Annotated in this window: 22 protein-coding genes; 11 read left to right on the top strand and 11 right to left on the bottom strand. The window is 69.1% G+C overall.

Annotated features, from left to right (window positions below; translation table 11 throughout):
- Positions 1–111 precede the first annotated feature (111 nt).
- The 3 genes from ABZV40_RS29570 to ABZV40_RS29560 are packed head-to-tail and all read right to left on the bottom strand — an operon-like array spanning position 112 to position 2,022.
- Positions 112–1,032, bottom strand: a complete 921-nt coding sequence (locus ABZV40_RS29570) for an SDR family oxidoreductase (protein WP_355448538.1) — start codon at positions 1,030–1,032, stop codon at positions 112–114.
- A complete protein-coding gene (locus tag ABZV40_RS29565; protein WP_355448535.1) occupies positions 1,016–1,495 on the bottom strand; it encodes a pyridoxamine 5'-phosphate oxidase family protein in 480 nt (159 codons plus the stop codon). Before ABZV40_RS29565 ends, ABZV40_RS29570 begins: the two co-directional genes overlap by 17 nt.
- Positions 1,495–2,022 (bottom strand): TetR family transcriptional regulator, encoded by a 528-nt coding sequence (locus ABZV40_RS29560; RefSeq protein ID WP_355448532.1) that lies wholly within the window; start codon positions 2,020–2,022, stop codon positions 1,495–1,497. Before ABZV40_RS29560 ends, ABZV40_RS29565 begins: the two co-directional genes overlap by 1 nt.
- 48 nt (positions 2,023–2,070) lie before the next feature.
- Here ABZV40_RS29560 and ABZV40_RS29555 point away from each other — a divergent pair, with 48 nt between their 5' ends.
- On the top strand, positions 2,071–2,853 hold the full coding sequence (locus ABZV40_RS29555; protein ID WP_355448529.1) for an HAD family hydrolase: 783 nt from the start codon (positions 2,071–2,073) through the stop codon (positions 2,851–2,853).
- Here the strand turns inward: ABZV40_RS29555 and ABZV40_RS29550 are convergent.
- Positions 2,798–3,700, bottom strand: a complete 903-nt coding sequence (locus tag ABZV40_RS29550) for a LysR family transcriptional regulator (RefSeq protein ID WP_355448526.1) — start codon at positions 3,698–3,700, stop codon at positions 2,798–2,800. The two genes, ABZV40_RS29555 and ABZV40_RS29550, sit on opposite strands and share 56 nt — an antisense overlap.
- 75 nt (positions 3,701–3,775) lie before the next feature.
- Between ABZV40_RS29550 and ABZV40_RS29545 the strand changes: the two genes are divergently transcribed.
- Positions 3,776–4,135 carry a darcynin family protein gene (locus tag ABZV40_RS29545; RefSeq protein ID WP_355448523.1) on the top strand — a complete coding sequence of 120 codons (360 nt, stop codon included), beginning with the start codon at positions 3,776–3,778 and terminating at the stop codon, positions 4,133–4,135.
- Positions 4,136–4,139: 4 nt separating this feature from the next.
- Here ABZV40_RS29545 and ABZV40_RS29540 read toward each other — a convergent pair whose 3' ends face one another.
- Positions 4,140–4,574, bottom strand: coding sequence for a PPOX class F420-dependent oxidoreductase (locus ABZV40_RS29540; RefSeq protein ID WP_355448521.1), 435 nt, complete (start codon positions 4,572–4,574; stop codon positions 4,140–4,142).
- 132 nt (positions 4,575–4,706) lie between these two features.
- Between ABZV40_RS29540 and ABZV40_RS29535 the strand changes: the two genes are divergently transcribed.
- The 3 genes from ABZV40_RS29535 to ABZV40_RS29525 all read left to right on the top strand — a co-directional run bounded on the left by ABZV40_RS29535 (position 4,707) and on the right by ABZV40_RS29525 (position 7,367).
- Complete coding sequence (locus tag ABZV40_RS29535) at positions 4,707–5,618, top strand: ATP-binding cassette domain-containing protein (protein ID WP_355448518.1); 912 nt, start codon at positions 4,707–4,709, stop codon at positions 5,616–5,618.
- A gap of 6 nt (positions 5,619–5,624) precedes the next feature.
- On the top strand, positions 5,625–6,374 hold the full coding sequence (locus tag ABZV40_RS29530; protein WP_355448515.1) for a hypothetical protein: 750 nt from the start codon (positions 5,625–5,627) through the stop codon (positions 6,372–6,374).
- Between the two features lie 90 nt (positions 6,375–6,464).
- Positions 6,465–7,367 carry an ABC transporter ATP-binding protein gene (locus tag ABZV40_RS29525; RefSeq protein ID WP_355448512.1) on the top strand — a complete coding sequence of 301 codons (903 nt, stop codon included), beginning with the start codon at positions 6,465–6,467 and terminating at the stop codon, positions 7,365–7,367.
- Here the strand turns inward: ABZV40_RS29525 and mycP are convergent.
- Positions 7,333–8,481: a type VII secretion-associated serine protease mycosin gene (gene mycP / locus ABZV40_RS29520; protein ID WP_355448509.1), complete on the bottom strand. Its 1,149-nt coding sequence runs from the start codon at positions 8,479–8,481 to the stop codon at positions 7,333–7,335. The genes ABZV40_RS29525 and mycP overlap by 35 nt on opposite strands.
- Positions 8,482–8,636: 155 nt before the next feature.
- On the opposite strand from mycP, the gene ABZV40_RS29515 reads away from it, so the two are divergent.
- The 5 genes from ABZV40_RS29515 to ABZV40_RS29495 all read left to right on the top strand — a co-directional run bounded on the left by ABZV40_RS29515 (position 8,637) and on the right by ABZV40_RS29495 (position 14,307).
- A complete protein-coding gene (locus ABZV40_RS29515) occupies positions 8,637–9,149 on the top strand; it encodes a hypothetical protein (protein WP_355448506.1) in 513 nt (170 codons plus the stop codon).
- A 68-nt stretch (positions 9,150–9,217) separates the two neighbouring features.
- Positions 9,218–9,862 (top strand): tRNA (guanosine(46)-N7)-methyltransferase TrmB, encoded by a 645-nt coding sequence (trmB, locus tag ABZV40_RS29510; protein WP_355448552.1) that lies wholly within the window; start codon positions 9,218–9,220, stop codon positions 9,860–9,862.
- Between the two features lie 132 nt (positions 9,863–9,994).
- Positions 9,995–11,101 carry a nitric oxide synthase oxygenase gene (locus ABZV40_RS29505; RefSeq protein WP_355448503.1) on the top strand — a complete coding sequence of 369 codons (1,107 nt, stop codon included), beginning with the start codon at positions 9,995–9,997 and terminating at the stop codon, positions 11,099–11,101.
- 296 nt (positions 11,102–11,397) lie between these two features.
- The gene (locus ABZV40_RS29500; RefSeq protein ID WP_355448501.1) at positions 11,398–12,555 is read left to right on the top strand and encodes a histidine kinase; all 1,158 of its coding nucleotides are present in this window, start codon (positions 11,398–11,400) and stop codon (positions 12,553–12,555) included.
- A 444-nt stretch (positions 12,556–12,999) separates the two neighbouring features.
- On the top strand, positions 13,000–14,307 hold the full coding sequence (locus ABZV40_RS29495) for an amidohydrolase (RefSeq protein WP_355448498.1): 1,308 nt from the start codon (positions 13,000–13,002) through the stop codon (positions 14,305–14,307).
- A 1-nt stretch (position 14,308) separates the two neighbouring features.
- Here ABZV40_RS29495 and ABZV40_RS29490 read toward each other — a convergent pair whose 3' ends face one another.
- Positions 14,309–14,986 carry an SDR family oxidoreductase gene (locus ABZV40_RS29490; RefSeq protein ID WP_355448495.1) on the bottom strand — a complete coding sequence of 226 codons (678 nt, stop codon included), beginning with the start codon at positions 14,984–14,986 and terminating at the stop codon, positions 14,309–14,311.
- A 14-nt stretch (positions 14,987–15,000) separates the two neighbouring features.
- On the opposite strand from ABZV40_RS29490, the gene ABZV40_RS29485 reads away from it, so the two are divergent.
- Entirely contained in the window at positions 15,001–16,176 is a 1,176-nt protein-coding gene (locus tag ABZV40_RS29485) for an MFS transporter (protein WP_355448492.1), read from the top strand.
- Here ABZV40_RS29485 and ABZV40_RS29480 read toward each other — a convergent pair.
- The 4 genes from ABZV40_RS29480 to ABZV40_RS29465 form a co-directional block, all read right to left on the bottom strand.
- Positions 16,149–16,688 (bottom strand): DUF3455 domain-containing protein, encoded by a 540-nt coding sequence (locus tag ABZV40_RS29480; RefSeq protein ID WP_355448490.1) that lies wholly within the window; start codon positions 16,686–16,688, stop codon positions 16,149–16,151. The two genes, ABZV40_RS29485 and ABZV40_RS29480, sit on opposite strands and share 28 nt — an antisense overlap.
- A 124-nt stretch (positions 16,689–16,812) precedes the next feature.
- Positions 16,813–17,355 carry a DUF3455 domain-containing protein gene (locus ABZV40_RS29475; protein ID WP_355448487.1) on the bottom strand — a complete coding sequence of 181 codons (543 nt, stop codon included), beginning with the start codon at positions 17,353–17,355 and terminating at the stop codon, positions 16,813–16,815.
- Positions 17,356–17,481: 126 nt separating this feature from the next.
- Positions 17,482–19,584, bottom strand: a complete 2,103-nt coding sequence (locus ABZV40_RS29470; protein WP_355448484.1) for a PhoX family phosphatase — start codon at positions 19,582–19,584, stop codon at positions 17,482–17,484.
- Positions 19,585–19,713: 129 nt separating this feature from the next.
- Positions 19,714–21,714 carry a PhoX family phosphatase gene (locus ABZV40_RS29465; protein WP_355448483.1) on the bottom strand — a complete coding sequence of 667 codons (2,001 nt, stop codon included), beginning with the start codon at positions 21,712–21,714 and terminating at the stop codon, positions 19,714–19,716.
- Between the last annotated feature and the right edge of the window lie 10 nt (positions 21,715–21,724).

Below are 21,724 nucleotides of genomic sequence, written 5' to 3'. Positions count from 1 at the left end.
CGTGGATGAAGGGCGCCTTCATCGACCTCAGGTGGAGGAAGGCGCCCTTCATCCACGACAAAGGTCGCGCTGGCCTGCGGGCGGGTTGATGTACAAGGATTCCGGTGACGCCTAGCGGTAGTCCTCGGGGTTCGCGTCCACGACCGTGCCCGCGATCCTCGGCTTCACCACGTCGTCCCACCAGCGGCCCCAGTCCGGCTGCGAGCCGTCGAGGTCGGTGAACCCGTACTCCCGCTTGAGCCGCCACGACGACAGGCACTGCCCGGCGAACCTGCGGCGGTCCGGGTCTGCGGCGAGGTGCGCCAGCCCGCGGCCGAGGTAGTGCGGCGTCTCGGACAACGCGTAGTCCGGCACCTTCTCGACCGCGTCCCGCCAGTTCTCCTCGGTGACGCCGAACGTCTCCAGCATCTGCTCGGACCGCAGGAAACCCGGCGTGGCGGCCACGGCCGTCACGTTCGGGAAGTCCTCGAGGTCCTTCGCGAGCACCTCGCCGAACCGCCGCACGGAGTTCTTCACGGCGTCGTAGGTGAGGTTCACGAAGTACGCCTCGCCGTCCTCGCCGTCGGTCACCTCGACCACGAGGCCGTCGTCGGAGCGGATCAGGATCGGCATCAGCCTGTGCAACGTGACGAGGTGCGTCTCGACGCCGTTGCGCCACATGTGCAGCTGCCGGTCGAGGTCGTGCTCCCAGAACCTGCCCCACTCGACGAGGCTCTCGCCGCCCCACGCGTTGTCGACGAGGACGTCGAGCCGGTCGATGCGCGCGGCAAAAGCGTCCACATCGGACGGATCGGTGAAGTCGCACCGGACCGCGACTCCCTTGCCGCCGGCCGCGTCCACCAGCTCGGCGGTTTCCTCGATCGTCTCGGCACGGCCCACCTCGGACTGCTGTTCCCGCGTGGTCCGGCCGCCGACGAACACGGTCGCACCGGCCGCGCCGAGCTCGACCGCGATCGCCCGGCCCGCACCGCGCGTGCCGCCCGTGACGACGGCGACCTTGCCGCTCAGATCCGGCTCACTTCTTGGTGACACGCCGAGTTCCCCTTCCCTCGTGCCAGGAGAAGACGACCATCTCGTCGCCCTCGACGGTGAGCGACACGACCTCGGTGACGTTCAGCCGGAACAGGTCGAGCTCGCCGCCCTCGGGCATCCACCCGGTGCGCTCGTACAGGTCCTTGAGGTAGTCGTCCTTGTCGGTCCAGAACTCGGCCGTCCCGCTGATCTTCGCGTCACCCGCCGCGGTCATCGAGGCCGTGGTCGTGTTGCAGTGCAACGAAAAGCGCGGGTCGCGGCGCAGGTCGCGCGACTTCAGCGAGTCGAGCATCATGCCGACCCACAGCTCGCCGCGCGAGAAGTCCGGCTCCACGCCGCTGATCCGCGGTGAGCCGTCCTTGCGCAGCGTCGCGATCAACGCGTGCCGGTCCGCCGCGAACCGGCCCTGCGTGAACGCGGCCAGGTCGGGCTCCTCCGCCGCGAACTGTGCCCAGGTAGCCATCAGCGCATCCCCTTCAACACCAGGTCGATGTCTTCCTCCATGCGTGCCAGCAGTTCTCCCCGCGGCCTGATCGACCAGTCCATCGCGGTCCCGTACACCAGCGCGGCCAGCACGCGAGCCGCGTTCGGCGGCAGCCCCTCGGCCGCGCACAGGACCTCCAGCTCCGCCTCCAGGACCGCGTAGTGCCTGGCCAGCAACGCCCTCAGTTCGGGATCGATGAGATCGACGCCGAGCTGCGCGAGGTTGTTCGTCGCGACCGCCGGATCGGCCAGCCGGTCGAACCAGGTCAGCAACGCCTCGCGCACCGAGCCGGCCGCGCGCATCCGGCGCGTGACCTCCTCGCTGCCCGCTCGGGTCAGCGCCTGCAGCAGGCCGCTCTTCGACCCGAACCGCTTCGCCACAGCTCCGACCGACACCCCGGCCTCCGCCGCCACGTCCGCGACCGTGAACTCCGGTCCGCGCCGGTCGATGACCGTCGCGGTCGCACTGAGGATCCGCTCGTCGGAGATGGTTCGAGGCCGTGCCACCCAATTAGTGAACCACAATTCACTAACCTTCGCCTAGGGTGGTGTCACGTGAACTGGAGACCGCGCCTGGTCGCGTTGGACATCGACGGCACCCTCACCCACGTCGGCTCGAACGACATCTCACCCGCCGTGAAAGCGGCCGTCACGCGCGCCGCCGAACACGGCACGCACGTCGTGCTCTGCACCGGCCGCAGCCTGATCGGCACGACCCCGGTCGCCCCGCAGGTGCCCGTGTCGCTCGCGCTGTGCTCCAACGGCGCCGTGTGGTGGCACCCGGCGCGGGACGAGATCACCAGGCGCACGACGTTCGACCCCGGTCCGACGATCAAGACCCTGCAGGCGCTGCTGCCCGGTGCGGTGTTCGCGGTCGAGCAGACCGGCGTCGGCAACCTCTCGCTCGGCCGGTTCCTGCCGAACGACCTGTGGGGCGTGACCACGGACGCGACGTTCGACGAGATCGCGGCCACGCCGACGCCCCGGCTGGTCATGCGCTGGCACGACCGCACGCCCGCCGAGCTGGCGTTCGCGGTGCGCGAGCTGGAACTGCCGGGCGTCTCGTGGTCCGTCGACCACACCGAGCCGTGGCTGACGGCCGTGCCTCCGGACGTGACGAAGGGGTCGGCGCTGGAGCAGCTGCGGGTGTCGCTGGGCATCAGCTCCGACGACACGCTCGCGATCGGCGACGGGTCCAACGACGTGGAGATGCTGCGGTGGGCGGCGTGCGGCATCGCGATGGGTCAGGCACCGGCGACCGTGCAGGCGGCCGCCGACGAGGTCACCGCGACCGTGCTGGAAGACGGTGCGGCGCAAGCGCTTTCGCGTTTTTTCTGACCACGTCCCGCAACCAGCGCTGGGCAGGATCGGCGTCGAGGCGCGCGTGCCAGTGCATGCGCACGTCGATTTCCGGCAGATCGGCGTCGATCGGGAACCACCGCAGCGTCCGATGGTGCTCTTCCGCCAGACGCTGCGGGATCAGTCCGATGTAGTCAGTCGCCCCGACCAGCGCTGCCGCGGCCGCGTAGAACGGGACGACCGCGCCGACGTGGCGTTGCAGGCCTCGCGCTTGCAACGCCACGTCCAACGGCCCGTGCGTGCGGCCGCGCCGCGAGACGCTGACGTGCGGGTACTTGCAAAGCTGTGCGAGCGTGGCCTTCTTCATCGGGTGGTCGACGCGCACAACGCCGACCATCCGTTCCGTGAAAAGCACCTCGGACCTGATGTCGGCGTCGAGGTCCGCCCCGGCGCCGAGGTCCAGGTCGACCGTGCCGTCCCTGAGCGGCCCCACGCTCTCGTCACCCTCGGCCACGAACCGCAGCACCACGTGCGGCGCCGCTTCGGCCACCGCCCTGACCAGCGGCGTCACCACCCCGTCGCCGACGCGAACGGTGAACGTGCGGCGCAACTGCGCAACGTCGAGCTCTTCGTCGTTGACCAGCGCCGACGCCTCTTCCAGCAGCGAGCGCACCCTCGGGGCCGCCCGCAGCGCGAACGGCGTGGGCGCGAGACCCCGGCCGGCGCGCACGAGGATCGGGTCGTTCATGGCGCGGCGCAACCGGGCGAGCGCCCTGCTCGTCGCCGGGATCGACAGGTGCAGCCGCTCGGCCGCCGCGGTGACGCTGCCGTCCTGCATCAGGGCGTCGAAGACCCGCAGCAGGTTCAGGTCGAGCTGGTCAGACACCTTTGCATGGTACGCAACTGTGCCTTGCCGAAGTTGCGTGGCGAGCAAGGGTCGTGTGTTTCTAGCGTTGCGGTCATGACAACCTTCGAGGCTGACCTGACCGCGTTCATGCTCGTCAAGACCACCAGGAAGTGGCTGGACCTGACCCTGGCCCAGCGGATGGAGGTGCTGGAGACCCAGGTGCTGCCCGCCATCGAGGAGAGGACGGAGGGCGTGCGGTCCCGCTTCTACGACACGGAGTTCTACTCGGCGCGGGTGACCGACATCTGGGTGTGGGAGGCACGCGACCACGAGGCGTACCAGCAGCTCGTGGAGGCGTTGCGGGACTCGCCGTTCTGGGACGACTACTTCGAGGTGGTGGAACTGCTCGTCGGGGTGGAGAACGGGTACGCGCGCAACAACAACGTGGACCCGCTCGCCACCATCGAGGTCTAACGCCCTAGTCGGAGACGTTCACCTTGGCGACGACCTTGTCGACCTTGACCCGGACGACCATCTCACCGGGTACGCCGTTGCGCTCGGCGAACTCGTCGGCGCGGTCGGCGCCCATGTAACGAGCGGCGGTGCGCCCCGCCCAGTACTTCAGCTGCTCCGGGTCCTCGTCGACCTGGGCCTGGCCGGTGATGGTCACGAAGCTGAAGGGCGGGGCCTCGTCGTCGAAGCACAGGGCCACGCGGCCGTCGCGCAGGATCGACCTGCCCTTGATCGTGTCGCGGGAGGTCAGGAAGACGACGTCCGGGCCGTCCAGGTCCACCCACACCGGGGCGACGTGCGGCGAGCCGTCCTTGCGGGTGACGGCGAGTTTGCCGGTGCGGGCGGGCGTGGCCAGCACGAACTCGCGCCACCAGCCGTCTGGAGCTTCGGTGTAACCCATGAGCAGCATTCAACTACGACTGAGGTAGGGGCACCGGACGACTGAAGTTGACGGCGGTCGCAGACTGCCGGGCGATGTGGCGGACCCCCTCGGCGCAGGAGAGTTGTCCCCGACACCGAGAGGGGAACGCTGATGATCGAGGCAATCGGCCTCACCAAGAGATACGGCAGGACGGTCGCGGTCGACGACCTGTCGTTCACCGTCCAACCTGGACGGGTGACCGGGTTCCTCGGTCCCAACGGCGCGGGCAAGTCCACCACGATGCGGATGATCCTGGGGCTCGACCGTCCGACGGCAGGCCGCGTGCTGATCGACGGGAAGCCCTACACCGAGCTGCACCGTCCACTGCGGACGGTCGGGGCGCTGCTCGACGCGAAGTGGGTGCACCCCAACCGGTCGGCGCGGGCCCACCTGAAGTGGCTCGCGGTCTCGAACGGGCTGCCGGCGGGGCGGGTGGACGCGGTGCTGGAGGCCGTCGGTCTCACCCAGGTCGCGAACAAGAAGGCCGGTGGGTTCTCGCTCGGCATGTCGCAGCGGCTGGGGATCGCCGCGGCACTGCTGGGCGACCCGCGGGTGCTGCTGTTCGACGAGCCCGTCAACGGCCTGGACCCCGAGGGCATCCTCTGGATCCGCACGTTCATGCAGAACCTCGCCGCCGAGGGCCGCACGGTCCTGGTGTCGAGCCACCTGCTGTCCGAGATGGCGCTCACGGCGAGCGAGCTCGTGGTGATCGGCAAGGGGAAGCTGATCTCGCAGAGCAGCACGTCGGAGTTCATCGACCGCTCGACCGGCAACTCCGTGCTCGTGCGCAGCCCGCAGCTGTTCAAGCTCGGCCCGTTGCTCGTCGACAAAGGTTTCACGGTTCGTGACGGCGCGGACGGGGCATTGTCCGTATCGGGTGCGACGAGTGACCAGATCGGGGACATCGCCGCAGCGAACGGTGTCGTCCTGCACGAACTGAGCCCGCAGCGCGGCTCGCTCGAAGAGGCGTTCATGCAGCTGACCGGCGATGCTGTCGAGTACCACGCAGAGATCGGGAAGTGAGTGGCGATGACCCTGTTGGCAGTTGAGAGAATCAAGCTCTTCTCGACCCGCTCGCCGTACTGGTGCACGGCACTCGCGATCGCCATGTCGGTCGGGTTCGCCGCACTCCTCGCGGCCAACGCGGACCAGGTCGGCGTCGGCCTCACGCAGGCGGGCACCCGGCTCGCGCTCGTCGTCGTGCTGGTGCTCGGCGCGCTCGCGGTCACCACGGAGTACCGCTTCAGCACGATCCGGGCGACGTTCCTCGCGGTACCGGGGCGCACGTCGGCGCTCGTCGCCAAGACCGTCGTGGTCGCGCTGGTCGCGGGCGTGATCGGGGAGATCGCCGCGTTCGGCTCGTGGGCGATCGCGAAGGTGATCAAGCCGAGCGCGGACCTCGCGATCAACACCGGTGCGGAGTGGCGGGCCGTCGCCGGCGTCGGCCTGACGTTCGCGATCGGCGCGATCCTCGCGATCGCCGTCGGCATCCTGGTCCGGCAGACCGCGGGCGCCGTGGCGATCCTGCTGGTCTGGTCGATGCTCGCGGAGAACCTGGTCGGGCTCATCCCCAAGGTGGGCGTCAAGATCCAGGCCTGGTTGCCGTTCATGAACTCCGACCACTTCCTGGCCTCGGACAGCCCCGCCGGGGCGGACGGTGAGGCCGCCGGTGGTGTCGTCTTCAAGCTGAGCCACTGGGGATCGCTCGGCTACTTCGCCGGCATCGCGGTCGCGCTGCTGGTGGTCGCGCTGGTCGTCGCCAAGCGTCGGGACGCGTGACCGGTTCCGAGTGAGGGGGAGCGGGCCGTGGGACGTCATCGGGGGACGTCCCACGGCCCGGCCAGTTCTTTCGAGCCAACGGGAGAGTCGATGATCCAGGCAGTGCGGTTGCGCAAGCACTACGGCAGCACGAAGGCGGTCGACGACCTGTCGTTCGTCGTCAAACCCGGCCGCGTCACGGGCTTTCTCGGACCGAACGGCGCCGGGAAGTCCACCACCATGCGGATGATCCTCGGCCTCGACACCCCCACCGGCGGGGACGTCACGATCGACGGCAAGTACTACACCGAGCTCAAGCACCCGCTGCGCAAGGTCGGCGCGTTGCTCGACGCGAAGTGGGTGCACCCCAACCGTTCCGCGCGCTCGCACCTGAAGTGGATGGCCGTCTCCAACAAGATCCCGGTCAGCCGGGTCGACGAGGTGCTGGCGATCGTCGGCCTCACCGAGGTGGCGAACAAGAGGGCGGGCGGCTTCTCGCTCGGCATGGCGCAGCGGCTCGGCATCGCGGGCGCGTTGCTCGGCGACCCCGAGGTGCTGCTGTTCGACGAACCCGTCAACGGCCTGGACCCCGAGGGCATCCTCTGGATCCGCCAGTTCATGCACCGGCTCGCGGACGAGGGCCGCACGGTGTTCGTGTCGAGCCACCTGCTCTCGGAGATGGCGCAGACCGCCCAGGACCTCATCGTCATCGGCAAGGGTCAGCTGATCGCGCAGACCACCACCGAGCAGTTCATCAGCGACGCCACCCAGGACCACGTGCGGGTGCGGTCACCCCAGGCCGTGAAACTGCGCGAGATCCTCGCGGCACACGCGACGGTCACCGAGGACGCCGTCGACGGAGCCCTTGTGGTGCACGGGATTCCGGCGTCGCAGATCGGTGAGATCGCGGCGGAGAACCAGATCGTGCTGCACGAGCTCAACCCTCAGCGCGGTTCGCTGGAGGAGGCCTTCATGCAGCTCACCAAGGAGTCGGTGGAGTATCACGCGCACTGACGACGGGTTTGGGCCGCCGTGACCTGATGGCGGGCAGCGCGATCAGCAACGCCGTCATCAGCGCGGTTCCGCCCGCGACTCCGGCCACGAACGGCAGCCGGTCCTTCATGACGGCGACCGGCTGCACGGGACGTTGCGCGGCGAGCGTCGGAGTCGGTGGCGCGGTCGAGGGCTTCGGCGGCGGCAGCAACGGGTTCCGCTCCACCGGCGGGAACTGCGCGGTGAGCGCGCCCATCGGGTTGACCATGCCGAACCCGGTCGTGGCGTCCCGGCCGGGTTCCGCCATGTCCTTCGCCGTCCTGATCAACGTGTTGACGACGTCCTTGGCGGCCATGTCCGGATGCTTGGCACGCACCAGCGCGGCGACACCGGACACGATGGCCGACGCCGCGCTCGTTCCGTCCATTTCGGCGTAACCGCTCGCGTAGACGCTTTCCGGCGCGGCCGTGACGATGCCTTCCGCCGGCGCCGCGAGCACCGTGTCCGCGCCGACGTTGGACGACTTCCACGGCTTGCCCTCGCGGTTCGTGCCCGCGACCGCGATCACCCCGCCGATGTTGGCCGGCGCGGAGACCTCCTTGCCGTCGTTGCCGGTCGCGGCGACGAGCACGACGTCCTTGTCGATCGCGTAGTTCACGGCCTTCACGAGCGTCGGCGTCATCGAGCTGGAGAAGCCCAGCGACATGTTGATGACCTTGGCCCCGTGGTCGGCGGCCCACCTGATGCTCTCCGCGACGACGTCGAGCGAGAACTGCTCCTTCTCGGCGCTCGCGATCGGGAGGATCTTCGCGGCGGGCGCGATGCCGAGCGCTCCGCCGTTGCGGCCGATGGCGGCGATGATCGCGGCCATCCCGGTGCCGTGCCCGTCGGTGTCGGTGGTGCCGTCGGTGCCCTTGGAGCTGCCGAAGCCCGTGCCGGGTAAGACCCGTCCGGCGAGGTCGGGGTGCTTGGCGTCCACTCCGGAGTCGATCACCGCGACGACCACCCCGTCACCGCGCGACTGGTCCTGCGCCGAGTAGATGTCCAGCGCGTTGAGATGCCACTCCTGCTCCTCGATCGTCTGCGCGGCGAGCAGCAACGGCAGCACGACAGCGAGCGCTGGGAGCAGAGGCACGTCACCTACATCGTGTTTCCACCCCGCAGCGCAACGTGCCCGGGGTCACACGTTGCGTAAGTTCGCTGTTAACAAGCCGTGAAACACCCCTTTCAGGACAACACAGGCGTTTGAAATCCCGTTCAATTGGGTCATCCCCGTGCCGGAGGTGGCCTGTGGCGGTCCGTGTCGAAGCAATGCTCAGCCTCGAGTGGTCTGATGCGCTCGAAGTTCCGAACTCCCCTGATCTGGCCGGCGCACCGGCGGAAGCTCGTCGTTCCTGGGTCAACAAGGCGAACGAAAAGCAGGTTCTCGCGACTTATCGCGCCGTGAAAGCGGTGGGCAACGCGCCCGCACCGTGGTGGCTGCGCGCATTGGATCGCGGAAAACTCTCTTCTCGTGCCGAAGGTCACGCGATCGAGGACGCGGTGACCGAACTGCTGTCGTCCCGTCCTGGTTGGGTCTACGTGCCGTGGGTCGACCTCGGCGAGGTCGGTTACTGGGAGTACGTGCCCTCCGAGAGCGGTGTCTACGGTCCGGCGACGCCGACGACCGTGCAGTTCACCGACTCGCACCGGGGCTGGATCCACCTGGTGCCCGCCCACCGCGGACCCGGCAGGCCGCAGCCCATCGACTTCACCGTGGACGAGCTGCGTGACCAAATCGAGGACATCGAACTGATTGCCTAGACTGTCGGGTCGTGACCAGGCCTGAGTTCCACCGTTCCATTGTCAGCTTCGTGCAGCGCGGCGAGCGCATGACCGTGGGACAGGAGCGTGCCTGGGACACGTACTGGGAGAAGATGGGCAACGACGTGAAGTCGTTGCCCGAGGGCCCGCTGGACTTCACGTCGTGGTTCGGCCGGTCCGCGCCCGTGCTGCTGGAGATCGGTTCGGGCATGGGCGAGACCACCTCGCAGCTCGTGGCCGCCGCGCCCGAGCTCAACTACGTGGCCGTCGAGGTCTACAAGCCGGGTCTCGCCCAGCTGCTGCTGCGCGCCGAGCACCTCGGCGGGCTCGACAACCTGCGGGTGCTGCGCGGTGACGCCGTCGATCTCCTGACCGACCACGTGGCGCCCGCGTCGTTGCACGGCGTGCGGATCTTCTTCCCGGACCCGTGGCCGAAGAAGAAGCACCACAAGCGCCGGCTCGTGCAGCCGGATTTCGTGGCGCTGCTCGCGTCCCGGTTGGAGCCGGGTGGCGTGCTGCACCTCGCGACGGACTGGGAGCACTACGCGGAGCAGATGCTCGAAGTGTGTTCCGGTGAGCGGTTGCTGACCAACCTGTACGACGGCTGGGCACCGCGTCCGGACTGGCGGCCCGTCACGAAGTTCGAGCAGCGTGCCGTGAACGAGGGCCGCGTGTCCCACGATCTGATGTTCAAGCGGAACGACCTCACCTGATCGAGGCCTCAAGCAGGGGGTTCGGCCACTACGGGTCTAACTCTCACCCAATTGGGTGGCGGGTGTTGATCACCCGAAATGCCCCGAGTGGCAGTGACGCGTGAAGCCGTTCCGGCCTTAGGTTTCCGCTCCGTGACCCCCGACGTCCTCCCCGTCGCGGAGGAGTTCATCCGCATGTTCCACGCGGCGCACTCCGACGCAGGCTCGCTCTCCGCCCGCATCGCCCAGGTGCGCGCCGAGATCGCCGAGACCGGAACCTACCGCCACACCACCAACGAGCTCGCGTACGGCGCGCGGATCGCGTTGCGAGATTCCGGTTGGTGCACCTCGGGTGTTCCGTGGCGGCGCCTGAAAGTCCGCGATCTGCGCGGCTACCGCAACGCCGCCGCCGTGGCGGGCGAATGCGTCGAACACCTGCGACTCGCGACCAACGGCGGTGAGATCCGGCCGCTGGTCACGGTTTTCGCACCGGACGCGCCGGGGTCGCCCGGCCCGGTGATCTGGAACGAGCAGCTGGTCCGGTACGCCGGGTACGCCGACGGAATGGGGGACCGTCGCTACACCCAGTTCACGGAAACCATGCAGGGCATGGGATGGCGGCCACCGGCCCGGCGGTCGCGGTTCGACCTGCTGCCGTTGGTGGTGGAGACGCAGCACGAGGGACCGCGGCTCTTCACGCTGCCGTCCGAGATCGTGCACGAGGTGCCGCTGGAGCACCCGACGCTGCCGTGGTTCGGCGAGATGGGCCTGCGCTGGCACGCGGTCCCGGTCATCGCGAACATGCGGCTGTCGATCGGCGGCGTGAACTACCCCGCGGCGCCGTTCAACTCGTGGTTCGTCGGCGCCGAGATCGGCACGCGGTCACTGGCCGAGGAAGGCGCGTACGGCGTGGCGCGCGAAGTCGCCGACGCGTTGGGTTTGGACACGACGTCCGAACGCACGCTGTGGCGGGACTTCGCCACCGTTCACCTGAACGCGGCAGTGCTGCACTCGTTCGACAAGGCGTCCGTCACCATCACGGACCACCACGCGGAAGCCCTGCACCGCCTCGCGTGGCTGCGCTCCCGCCAACGTCCTTCCGCGGCCAGGCCCTCGTTCCGCCTGGACCCGGCCGCCGCCGCTCGCGCCCGCACCGGTGCACCGGCCCGGTTCACCGCCGCGCTGGACGAGACCCGTCCTCAACCGACCAGCAGGCTGGCGGAACTGCTCCGCCAGCACCATTCCCTGACCAGCGTCTGACTTCCCCATCACACGCTGGTCGTTCGCCTTCTTACCGGTGAGAGTCGACCATCACGCCCGACAGGGCCATGAGAGCCAGGACCAACAGGCCGACCACCGCGGCGGCCCAAGTGAACACAACTGACAACATGTCGTCCTCCGTTTCCCCGACTGCCATCCCAGAGTCCGTGACCGGCGCGTGATCCGGCATCCGCCGTGAGGGTATTTCCGCAGGTCGCTCACTCAGCCTTCTGGCTGATGCCGGGTTAGCCCCAGGTCGGACGCGGGGTCGGACTTCCGGCTTTACTGTGTGTCGGGTGGAGAGCACGGATCTGAGCTGGCGGTTGCTCGCCAAACGCCAGTGGCCGCTGGCGCTCTCGCTCACCGGCATCGTCCTCGCCGAGACCGGGTCGATCCGCACCGCGCTCGGCTGGTGGCAGATCCCCGGTGTGGTGGTCATCTGCGCGATCTCGGTGCTGGCACCGCGCCGACCGTTCGACGCCGCGCTGGCACTGGCGTTCGCCATCGTGTGCGCGGCGCTCTACCTGCGGTTTCTCGGTGTCGCGTTCGAACCGCACTTCTTCGTCAGCGGTGTCACCATCTCGATCACCGGCGCCGCGATGGCGACCATCGCGATCCTCGTGCGGGAGTCGTCGAGGCTGCGCGCGATCGGTGGCACCGCGCTGATCGTCGCTGCGGTGATCAGCGCGGAGGTGCTCGGCTGGCCGGTCGTCGCAGCCGTCGAGTACCGCGAATGGCAACCGGACGCCACGTCCTACCTGGTCGGCGCGGCCATCACGCTCGTGCTGGCCGTCGGCACCGGACTGTACTTCCGGGCCCGTGACGCGGAACGCGCGTCCCAGCTGGCGGCTTCCGTTGCGGCGGCCCAGAACGCGGAACGGATGGCGTTGGCGCGGGAGTTGCACGACGTCGTCGCGCACTACGTGACGGCGATCGTCGTGCACGCCCAGGCAGGTCAGCTGAACCGCGAGATCGACGTGCTGCCGTCCATCGCCGCGTCCGGCACCGAGGCGCTGACGGCGATGCGGCGACTGGTGGGGACCATGCGGGACGGCACCTCCGCCGGACCGGCCGCGTCCTCGTCGCTGGTGGACGACGTGCGCGAACTGGTCAGCGAGTCAGGTCTGCCCGTGCACCTCTCGGTGGAGCTGCACGACGCGGTGCCGCAGGAGCTGGCCCGGTCGGTGCTGCGGCTGGTGCAGGAATCGTTGACGAACACCCAGAAGCACGCGGCCTCGGTGTCCTCAGTGGACGTCGCACTGTCCTCCGGCGACGGTGTGCTGCGGCTGTTCGTGGCGGACGACGGTGTCGCGTCCGGCGTTCCCGTCGGCGGCTCGGGAGGTTACGGGCTCGTGGGCATGCGCGAGCGCGTCGAACTGCTGGGCGGCACGTTCTCCGCGGGCCGACGCGAACCGACCGGGTGGACGGTCCGCGCCGAACTGCCTTTGGTCTAGCTCAGTTCTCGTCCCGGATGACTTCGAACTCCTGCGTCATCTCGACATCGCTGAACTGGTCGTCGTTCTGAGGGTCGATGTCGGCCACTGATGCCTCCGCATGATCACGCCCGTACCCGTGCGGGTGTGATCATGCCAACTCAGCGCCGCGTCGGCGGCTTGGGGGTGGCGGGCTTCTGCGCGCGCCGGAAGTCTCCACTGGACGTGCACGGCTTCTTCGACATGATCATGTGACGTCGTCCCCGTCGTTCAGGTTGCCTTCCGGTTGCCTGCGGGTGCACAAAAGGCCCGCCGGGTCGTGCTCGACGGGCCCCTTGGATGGAGGAAGGTCAGCGGCCGGGGGCGGACCCTGGGGGTCGGTCCGCTCCCGACGGCGACAGGATTCCCATCCGCGACGGACCTATGCATGTTTGTGACTGGCATCACAATGGCAGGATTCTCCGCATGTCACTGCGCCTCCACGCCCCGGTGGTCCTGCCCTGCGACCCGTCCTGCTCCGTGCTGCGCGACGCGGTCGTGGACGTCGTCGACGGCCGAATCACCCATGTGGGGCCGTCCACGTCCGCACCCGCGTTCGACGGCGAGGTCCGGCACCTGTCCGGAATCCTGCTGCCCGGCCTGGTGAACACCCACGCGCACAGCCCGATGACCGTGCTGCGCGGCCTGGGTTCGGACCTGCCGCTGCTGCGGTGGCTGCAGGAGGCCATGTGGCCGAACGAGGCGCGGATGACCGCCGCGGACGTCGGCACGGGCATGCTGCTCGGCGCCGTGGAGATGCTGCGGCACGGCGTCACGACGTCCGCCGAGATGTACTTCCACGGGCCTGAGCTGGTGTCCTCCGTGCTGGCCGCCGGGTCACGCGTGGTGTTCGGCGGCGCGATCCTCGACGTGCCGGGCATGGACTGGCGGTCGTTGACCGACTCGATCTCCGCGTGGATCGACGCCGACGGTCGCGTCTTCGGGCCGGGTGGGCGGATCGAGCTGGCGTACGGCCCGCACTCCGCCTACACGCTGTCGCCCGCTCAGCTGACCGCGGTGGCCGTCGAGGCACGGACGCGCGGCGCGTTGCTGATGGTGCACGTGGCCGAGTCGCCGTTCGAGGACGAGGCGCAGCGTGCCGAGTACGGGTCGGTGCCGGCGTTGCTGAAGGCTTCGGACGTGCTGGGCGGGCGGGTGCTGTCCGCTCACTCCGTGCACCTGTCCGACGACGACATCGCGCTGTACGCGTCGTTCGGTGTCGGTGTGGCGCACTGTCCCGGGTCGAACGCGAAGCTCGCCTCCGGCATCGCGCGGGTGCCGGAGATGCTGGCCGCGGGTGTCGCCGTCGGGCTGGGCACGGACGGTCCGGCGTCCAACGACGACCTCGACGTGTTCGAGGAGGCGAGGCTCGCCGGGCTGTTCGCGCGGGTGTCGAAGATGGACGCGACCGTGCTCGGTGCGGCGCAGGCGTTGCTGATGGCCACGCGGGGCGGGGCCGACGCGCTGGGACGCTCCGACATCGGGGCACTGGAAACCGGGCGCTGGGGCGACGTCGTGCACATCGCCGCGGACGACCCGGCGTTCGCGACCGGGTTGGACGCGCCGGACTCGCAGCTGCTGGCGAACCTGGTGTGGGGGTCCGGGTCGCGACGGGTCACCGACGTCTGGGTGGCCGGTGACCACGTCGTGGCCGGCGGGGAGTCCACGCGGGTCGACCGGCACGAGGTTCAGGCAGCGGTGACGGCCGTGGCGCGGCGGCTGCGCACGGCCTGAGTCACCGCGGCCGAGGCCGCACGATCAGTTCGGTGATGTGGGCGTCGGGCGTCGCCAGCACGGCCGACGCCACCGCGCGTCCCACCGAGGCCGGGTCCAGGTACTGCGTGGCGTCGTAGTCGCCGCCCTCCTGGCGGCGCACGTCCTCCTGCATCGGCGTCGCGGTCCGGCCGGGGTACACCGACGTCACCCGCAGCGACGGCTCGTCGCCGCGCAGGGCGTCGGCGTAGGCGCGCAGGGCGAACTTCGAGGCCGCGTAGACGCCCCAGCCCGGGTTGGCGTTGCGGCCCGCGCCCGAGTTGATCAGTACCACGTGCCCGCCGGCCGCCCTGAGCTGCGGCAGCACCAGGTTGGTCAGCTCGGCGACGGCGAAGACGTTCACCTCGAACGTCCTGCGCCAGTCGTCCTGAGTGGCGTCACCGAGGGGGCCGAGCAGGGCGATGCCCGCGCTGTGCACGAGCACGTCCAGGCGCTGCAACGGGCCGAGGTCGGCGGCGGCCGCGTTCGTGAGGTCGAACGGCCAGGCGGTGGCGCCGGGCAGTTCCGCTGCCAGCAGGGACAGGGACGTTTCGTCGCGTCCGCCTAGCAGGAGGTCGTGGGTCGGGGCCAGACTGCGGGCGATGGCCGAGCCGATTCCGCTGGATGCCCCGGTGACGAGGGCGACCGGACGATCACTCATGGGGGAACCGTAACGTGCCCAGGAAGTTGATCCTGCCGTATCTGTGCCTGCTCTACTTCGTCAACTACCTCGACCGGGTCAACATCGGGTTCGCCGGGCCCAACGGGATGTCGGAGGAGCTCAAGCTCTCGGCGACCGTGTTCGGGTTCGCGTCCGGGGTGTTCTTCATCGGCTACCTGATCCTCGAGGTGCCCAGCAACCTGGCGCTGCACCGGTTCGGGGCGCGCCGGTGGATCGCCCGGATCATGATCAGCTGGGGGATCGTCGCCTCGGCCATGGCGTTCGTGCCCAACGGGACCGTGCTGGTCGTGCTGCGGTTCCTGCTCGGCGTGGCGGAGGCCGGGTTCTTCCCCGGGATCATCCTCTACCTGACGTACTGGTTCCCGGAGAAGGACAGGGCGCGGATCGTCGCGCTGTTCATGGTGGCGGTGCCGGTCTCCACGGCGCTCGGGTCGACGGTCAGCGGGTTGCTGATCCAGTGGACCGACTGGCGCACGATGTTCCTGATCGAGGGGCTGCCGGCGATCGCGCTGGCGTTCGTGACGTGGTTCTGGCTGCCGGACCGGCCCGCCGAGGCGGTCGAGGAGCCGAAGAAGGAGCACTGGCCGCTCAAGAAGGCGCTGACGCACCCGCGGGTCCTGGCGTTGAGCTTCGTGTACTTCGGGATCGTGTACGGGTTGTACACGCTGGGGTTCTTCCTGCCGACGATCATCAAGGGGCTGGCGCCGCGGGCCGACATCGTCGAGCGCGGGCTGATCAACGCCATCCCGTACGTCCTCGGTGCGGTCGCCATGATCCTGTGGGCCAGGCACGGCGACCGCACCGGGGAACGGAAGTGGCACGTCGCCGCGCCCGTGTTGCTCGGCGGAGCGGCCATCCCCGTCGCGCTGTACCTCGAGAACCCCGTCGCCGCGATGGTCGCCGTCTCGGTCTGCGCCATCGGTGTCTGCGCCGCGCTGCCCACGTTCTGGGCGCTGCCCACGAGCTTCCTGGGCGGCACGGCCGCGGCGGGCGGGATCGCGTTGATCAACTCACTGGGCAACGTGAGCGGCTTCGTCGCGCCCTACGTCACCGGGTGGCTGCGCGACCTCACCGGGACCCAGAAGACCGGGCTCTGGGTCGTCGGCGTCACGATGGTCACGGCAGCGGTGGTCGCGCTGGCTCAGGACGCCGGGGCGGAGAAGGTGTAGACGGCCTCGTAGCGCACGGAGGTCTGGGCGCCTTCCTGGCATCCGCCCGCCGGTGCGACGCCGCCCCTGGTGGAGAGGCGCTGCACGTAGCTGACCTTGGCGAACACCCCGTCGCCCCTGGTCGACTTCGCCTTCAGCAGCAACTCGGGCACCGCGCCGGCAACGTCGTTGCGGGCGCCGTCGACCGGAGCCGCCTCGACCGCGCTGCCGTCGACGGTGGAGACCCAGATCGGACCGCGGGTGTGCAGGGCGACCGCCCGGCCGAGCCGGTCCGCCAGGGTCGCGGCGGGCTCCAGGCTCTTCCACGCGTTCGCCGTGCAGGTGTAGGTCTGCACGCCCTTGGCGTAGAACTTCGCGACGAGCTTGTTGCCAGGTGGAACCTGAACCGCGGAGGCGACCTTCGCCTCTGCGGTGTCCATCGCCTCCGGCGTCGGCGCCGCGGTGGAACCGGTACCTCCCACGGCGATGCCGAGCAGAGTTGCGGAAACCAGGACAAGACCGGCACGCTTCATTACTCACTCCAAAGTAGACAGTGCGACGTGTCTCTCGTTTGAGCGGTGCAGCCATCAGGGCCTACGGGCCGACGGCCACGCCGGTTCAAACGACTTCGCGGAGTGATACGGCGAGTGCGGTGCGTCAGGACGCCGGGGAGAAGAAGGTGTAGAGAGCCTGGTAGGGCACGGAGACCTGGGCACCGGCCGTGCAGCCGCCGGACGGGGCGACGCCGCCGTCGGTCGCGAGGCGCTGCACGTAGCTGACCTTGCCGAGCAGGCCGTCACCGCGCACGGTCTTGACCTTCAGCAGGAGCTCGGGAACGGCGCCCTTGACGTCGTTCTTCGCGCCGTCGACCGGGGTCGCCTCCACCGCGCTGCCATCCACAGTGGACACCCAGACCGGGCCGCGGGAGTGCAGGATGATCGGCTTGCCGTCCTTGTCGACCAGCGTCGCGGCGGGCTCCAGGCTCTTCCACGCGTTCGCCGTGCAGGTGTACGTCTGAACGCCGGTGGCCCGGTACTTGCCGACGAGCTTCTGGCCGGCCGGGACCTGGACGGCGGCCGCGACCGGGGCGTCCGGCGAAGTCTGCGCCACCGGGGTGGGTGTTGCGGTGCCGCCGGTGGTGCCGCACGCGGCGAGACCCAGAAGAGCAGCACTACCAACGAAAAGACCAACGCGCTTCACAGCTCACTCCAAAGTAGACAGCCGTTGTGGACGTTCCCGTCGGCTGTCCGCGGTGCAGCCACCCATCACACGGACGGATGGCCGCACCGGTTCACATCAGGAGGGTGAGCCGAGCCACACGGCAGGTCAGCTGCCGATGCGGCCGTGGTCGGACTTCCACACGCAGACGACGGCAGGCCGAGGCTGCGAGGTACCGCCGTCCGGCCAGTGCGACGCGGGCTTGTCCGCGCTCGCGCCGTCGAGCTCACCGGGGTGCTGCACGGACACGAGCACGAACCGGTCCTGGATCACCGGGCCGCACGTCTCCGCACCGAGCGGAACGGAGAGGAACGCCTTGACGTGCCCGCGTTCCTCGCCCTCCAGCGGAACGACGTACAGGCCGTCGTTGATGTTGAGGGCGTAGAGGCTGTCCGAGGCGATCCACAGGTTGCCGTACGAGTCGAACGCCAGGTTGTCCGGGCAGGTGATCGGGCTGACCTGGGTCTTGTCGTAACCGCCGAAGTAGGTGTCCGGCGAGTTCGGGTCACCGCAGACCAGGAGCAGGCGCCACGCGAAGGTCGTCGCCGTCGCGTCGTTGCGCGCCTCCTCCCACTCGAGGACGTGGCCGTGCTTGTTGTTGATGCGCGGGTTGATCTCGTCGACCGCGGGCTGCCCGGCGGCACCACGACGGCTGTTGTTGGTCAGCGCGGCGTAGACGCGGCCCGTCTTCGGGTTCGGCTCGATGTCCTCCGGGCGGTCCATCTTCGTCGCGCCGACCTTGTCGGCCGCGAGACGGGTGAAGACGTAGACCTCCTCGGCGGTGAACCCCTCGACCAGGGACTTGTCGCCCGACACCAGCGGAATCCACTCGCCCTTGCCGTCGAACTGACCGTCCAGGGGCAGCTTGCCGCTGCCGTCGATCTCGCTCACCGGGCTGTTGCCGGTGAACTTCGCGACGTAAAGCGTGCCCTCGGTGAGCAGCTTCTTGTTCTGCTGACGGGCACGACGGCTGTTGCCGTGCACGATCTTGTTCTTCGAGACGAACTTGTAGATGTAGTCGAAGCGCTCGTCGTCACCCATGTAGACGACGACCCGGCCGTCGTGCGCGACCCGGATGTTGGCGGCCTCGTGCTTGAACCGGCCGAGCGCGGTGTGCTTGACCGGCGCGGAGTTCGGCTCGTGCGGGTCGATCTCGATGACCCAGCCGAAGCGGTTGCCCTCGTTCGGCTCCTGCGCGAGGTCGAAGCGCTTGTCGAACCGCTCCCACTTGCGCTCGGACGCCTTGCCGGTGAGGCCGTAACGGGCGTTGCGCGCCTTCGCCACCGGGTCGGTGACGAGGTCGCCGTTGCCGAAGTAGCCGTTGAAGTTCTCTTCGCAGGTGAGGTAGGTGCCCCACGGGGTGACGCCACCGGAGCAGTTGCCGAACATGCCGACGGGCTTGCGACCGCTCGGGTCCGCGGAGGTCTTCAGGTACTTGCTGCCCGCCGCCGGGCCGTCGAACTCGAACTGCGTGGTGACGGTGATGCGGCGGTTGTACCGGCGGTCGATGACCGGCTTGAGCGAGCCCTTGCGCTCGCGCTCCACGACGACCACGGAGAAGCCGTGCGCCGCCCACGCGATCTTGACCTGCTCCTCGGTCGGGTTGGCCGCGTCATAGCCCTTGAAGAGGAACGGTTCGGTGGTGTACTCGTGGTTCGAGCCCATGAACCAGCGGTCGCAGGCGCCGTCGATCTCGATGAGGCCGCAGTAGTCGTTGTTGTAACCGAACTGCTTGGCCTGCGCGGCCGCGGTCTGCTTGTCGAAGTCGAACGCGGGTGCGCCGGGGAGAACCGGGTCGCCCCAGCGGATCACGACCTGCTGCTCGTAGCCCTTGGCCGTGATGAGCCGGTCTTCCTTGTTCGGCTTCACCGGCTCGAAGTCCGTGCCGTTCGGCCGGCCGTGGCCGGGCCGGTGCCGGACGTCCACGTCGACGCCCAGGTCCACCCCGACGGGCGCCGCCGCGGCCGTGCCGGCGAAGGCGGCCGCACCCGCACCGGCGACCGCGAGCACGGCGCCGGCCTTGAGCATGCCGCGCCGGTTGACGACCTCGCGCACGACATCGCCGAAGTAGGCGTTGTCCGAGGTGTTCGGGGCGTCGTGGCTGCACGCGTTGTTGCAGCGGTACTGGCACGTGATCGCCGCGCGCCCGAGCGGGTGGTTCGTCGGGAGCAGGGGCAGCAGGCGGCGGCCCCGATCGGTGGATGAAGACACGCAGGCCTCCGAGATCGGTCAGTGTGGGAACTGGCCGAACCTAAGAGCCGAACTAGATCGCCAGCCGTCCACAGGATGAACGGCAGGCGAACACGTCCTGCATCCGAACGATCGGGGCACGCCCTGTGATCAACCGATTTCACCCAGTTGACGGCGGCCTTCCCGCCACACCGCCACCACCGCCGGCCTGGGTTGCGAGGTGCCCCCGTCCGGCCAGTGCGAGGCCGGCTTGTCCGCACTCGCCCCGTCCACTTCGCCGGGGTGCTGCACGCAGACCGTGATCACCCGCTCGCCGACGACCGGACCGCACGTCTCGGCACCGCGCGGCACCGTCAGGAACAGCTTCAGGTGCCCGCGTTCCGGTCCCTCCAGCGGCACGCCGTACAGGCCGTCGTTGAGACCGTTCAGCTTGCCGTCGGCGTCGGTGGAGATCCACAGGTTGCCGTGCGGGTCGAACGCCAGGTTGTCCGGGCTGGAGATGGGGCTGACCTGCGACTTGTCGTAGCCGCCGAAGTAGGTGTTCGGGTCGTCGGGGAAACCGCACACCAGGAAGAGGTTCCAGCTGAACGTCAGCGCGAGCGCGTCGCCGCGGCGTTCGGTCAGCTCCAGCACCTGGCCGTGCCTGTTGTTGTGCCTGGGGTTCGGCTCGGTCGCGCCTTCCTTGCCGGGCGTGACGCCGCGCTCGACGTTGTTGGTGAGCGCGCAGTAGACGACGCCGGTGCGCGGGTGCGCCTGGATGTCCTCGGGACGGTCCATTTTGGTCGCACCGGCCTTGTCCGCGGCGATGCGCGTGAAGACGTAGACCTCTTCGGCGGTCATGCCCGGCACGAACGACTTGTCGCCGCTGGCCAACGGGATCCACTCGCCGGTGCCGTCGAACCTGCCGTCGCTGGGCAGCTTTCCGGTGCCGTCGATCTCGCTCGCCGGGCTGTCGCCGGAGAACCGCGCGACGTAGAGCGTGCCGTCGTCGAGCAACGTCATGTTGTGGCGGCGGGCCGCCTTGCTGTTGCCGTGCTTGACCTTGCCGTTCGAGATGAACTTGTAGATGTACTCGAACCGCTCGTCGTCCCCGGAGTACGCGACCACGCGGCCGTCCTCGGCGATGCGCACGTTCGCGGTCTCGTGCTTGAACCGGCCGAGGTGGGTGTGCTTGACCGGGGTGGAGTCGGGGTCCCACGGGTCGATCTCGACGATCCAGCCGAACCTGTTGACCTCGTTGGGTTCCTGCGCGAGGTCCCAGCGCTTGTCGAACCGCTCCCACTTGCGCGTGGTGGCCGTGCCGGTGACGCCGTAGCGGGTGAGGCGCGGGTCGTTGCGGCCGGCGGCGTTGGCGAAGTACTGGTTGAAGTTCTCCTCGCCGGACAGGATCGTGCCCCACGGCGTGACGCCGCCGGAGCAGTTGTTGATCGTGCCGAGGACCTTCCTGCCGGTCGGGTCCGCGGAGGTCCTGAGCAGGTCGCTGCCCGCCACCGGACCGCGCACCTCGAACGGCGTGTTCAGCGTGATCCGGCGGTTGTACCGGCTGAAGCGCGGCCGGTAGTGGCCGGAGAACATCGACCGCCTGATCATGAAGATCGAGAGGCCGTGCGCGGCCCAGGCGATCTTCACCTGCTCCTCGGTCGGGTTGTTCGCGTCGTAGCCGCGGAACATGAACTTCTCGCTGGTGTACTCGTGGTTGGTGACCATGAGGCCCGTGAGCTCCAACGGGTCCAGCGGCAGGATCGCGGCGAAGTCGCAGTTGAAGCCGAACTGCTTCTCCTGCTTCGCGGCGGTCTGGTGGTCGAAGTCGAACTCGGGGACGCCGGGGAAGAGCGGGTCGCCCCAGCGGATCACGATCCCCTGGCGGTAGCCCTCGGGGACGACGACCTCGTCCTTGGTGTTGACCTCGACCGGCTTGAAGCCGAGGCCTCTGACTGCTGTCGGCGCGGCCGCCGCTGTCGCGCTGGGAAGCGCTGCCGTTGCCGCGACCACCGCACCGGCCTTGAGCGCGGTGCGGCGGCTGATCAGATCACCGAAGTAGGCGTTGTCCGAGGTGTTGGGGACGTCGTGGAAACACGCGTCACCGCAGCGGTACTCGCAGGTCACCGCAGCCCTGCCCACGCGGTGGTTGATGAGCGGCAAATTGATCATGTGTCCATTT

It is taken from the genome of Lentzea sp. NPDC004782 (assembly GCF_040609115.1).
Classification (GTDB): domain Bacteria; phylum Actinomycetota; class Actinomycetes; order Mycobacteriales; family Pseudonocardiaceae; genus Lentzea.
This window is presented reverse-complemented; position numbering and strand designations above follow the sequence as displayed.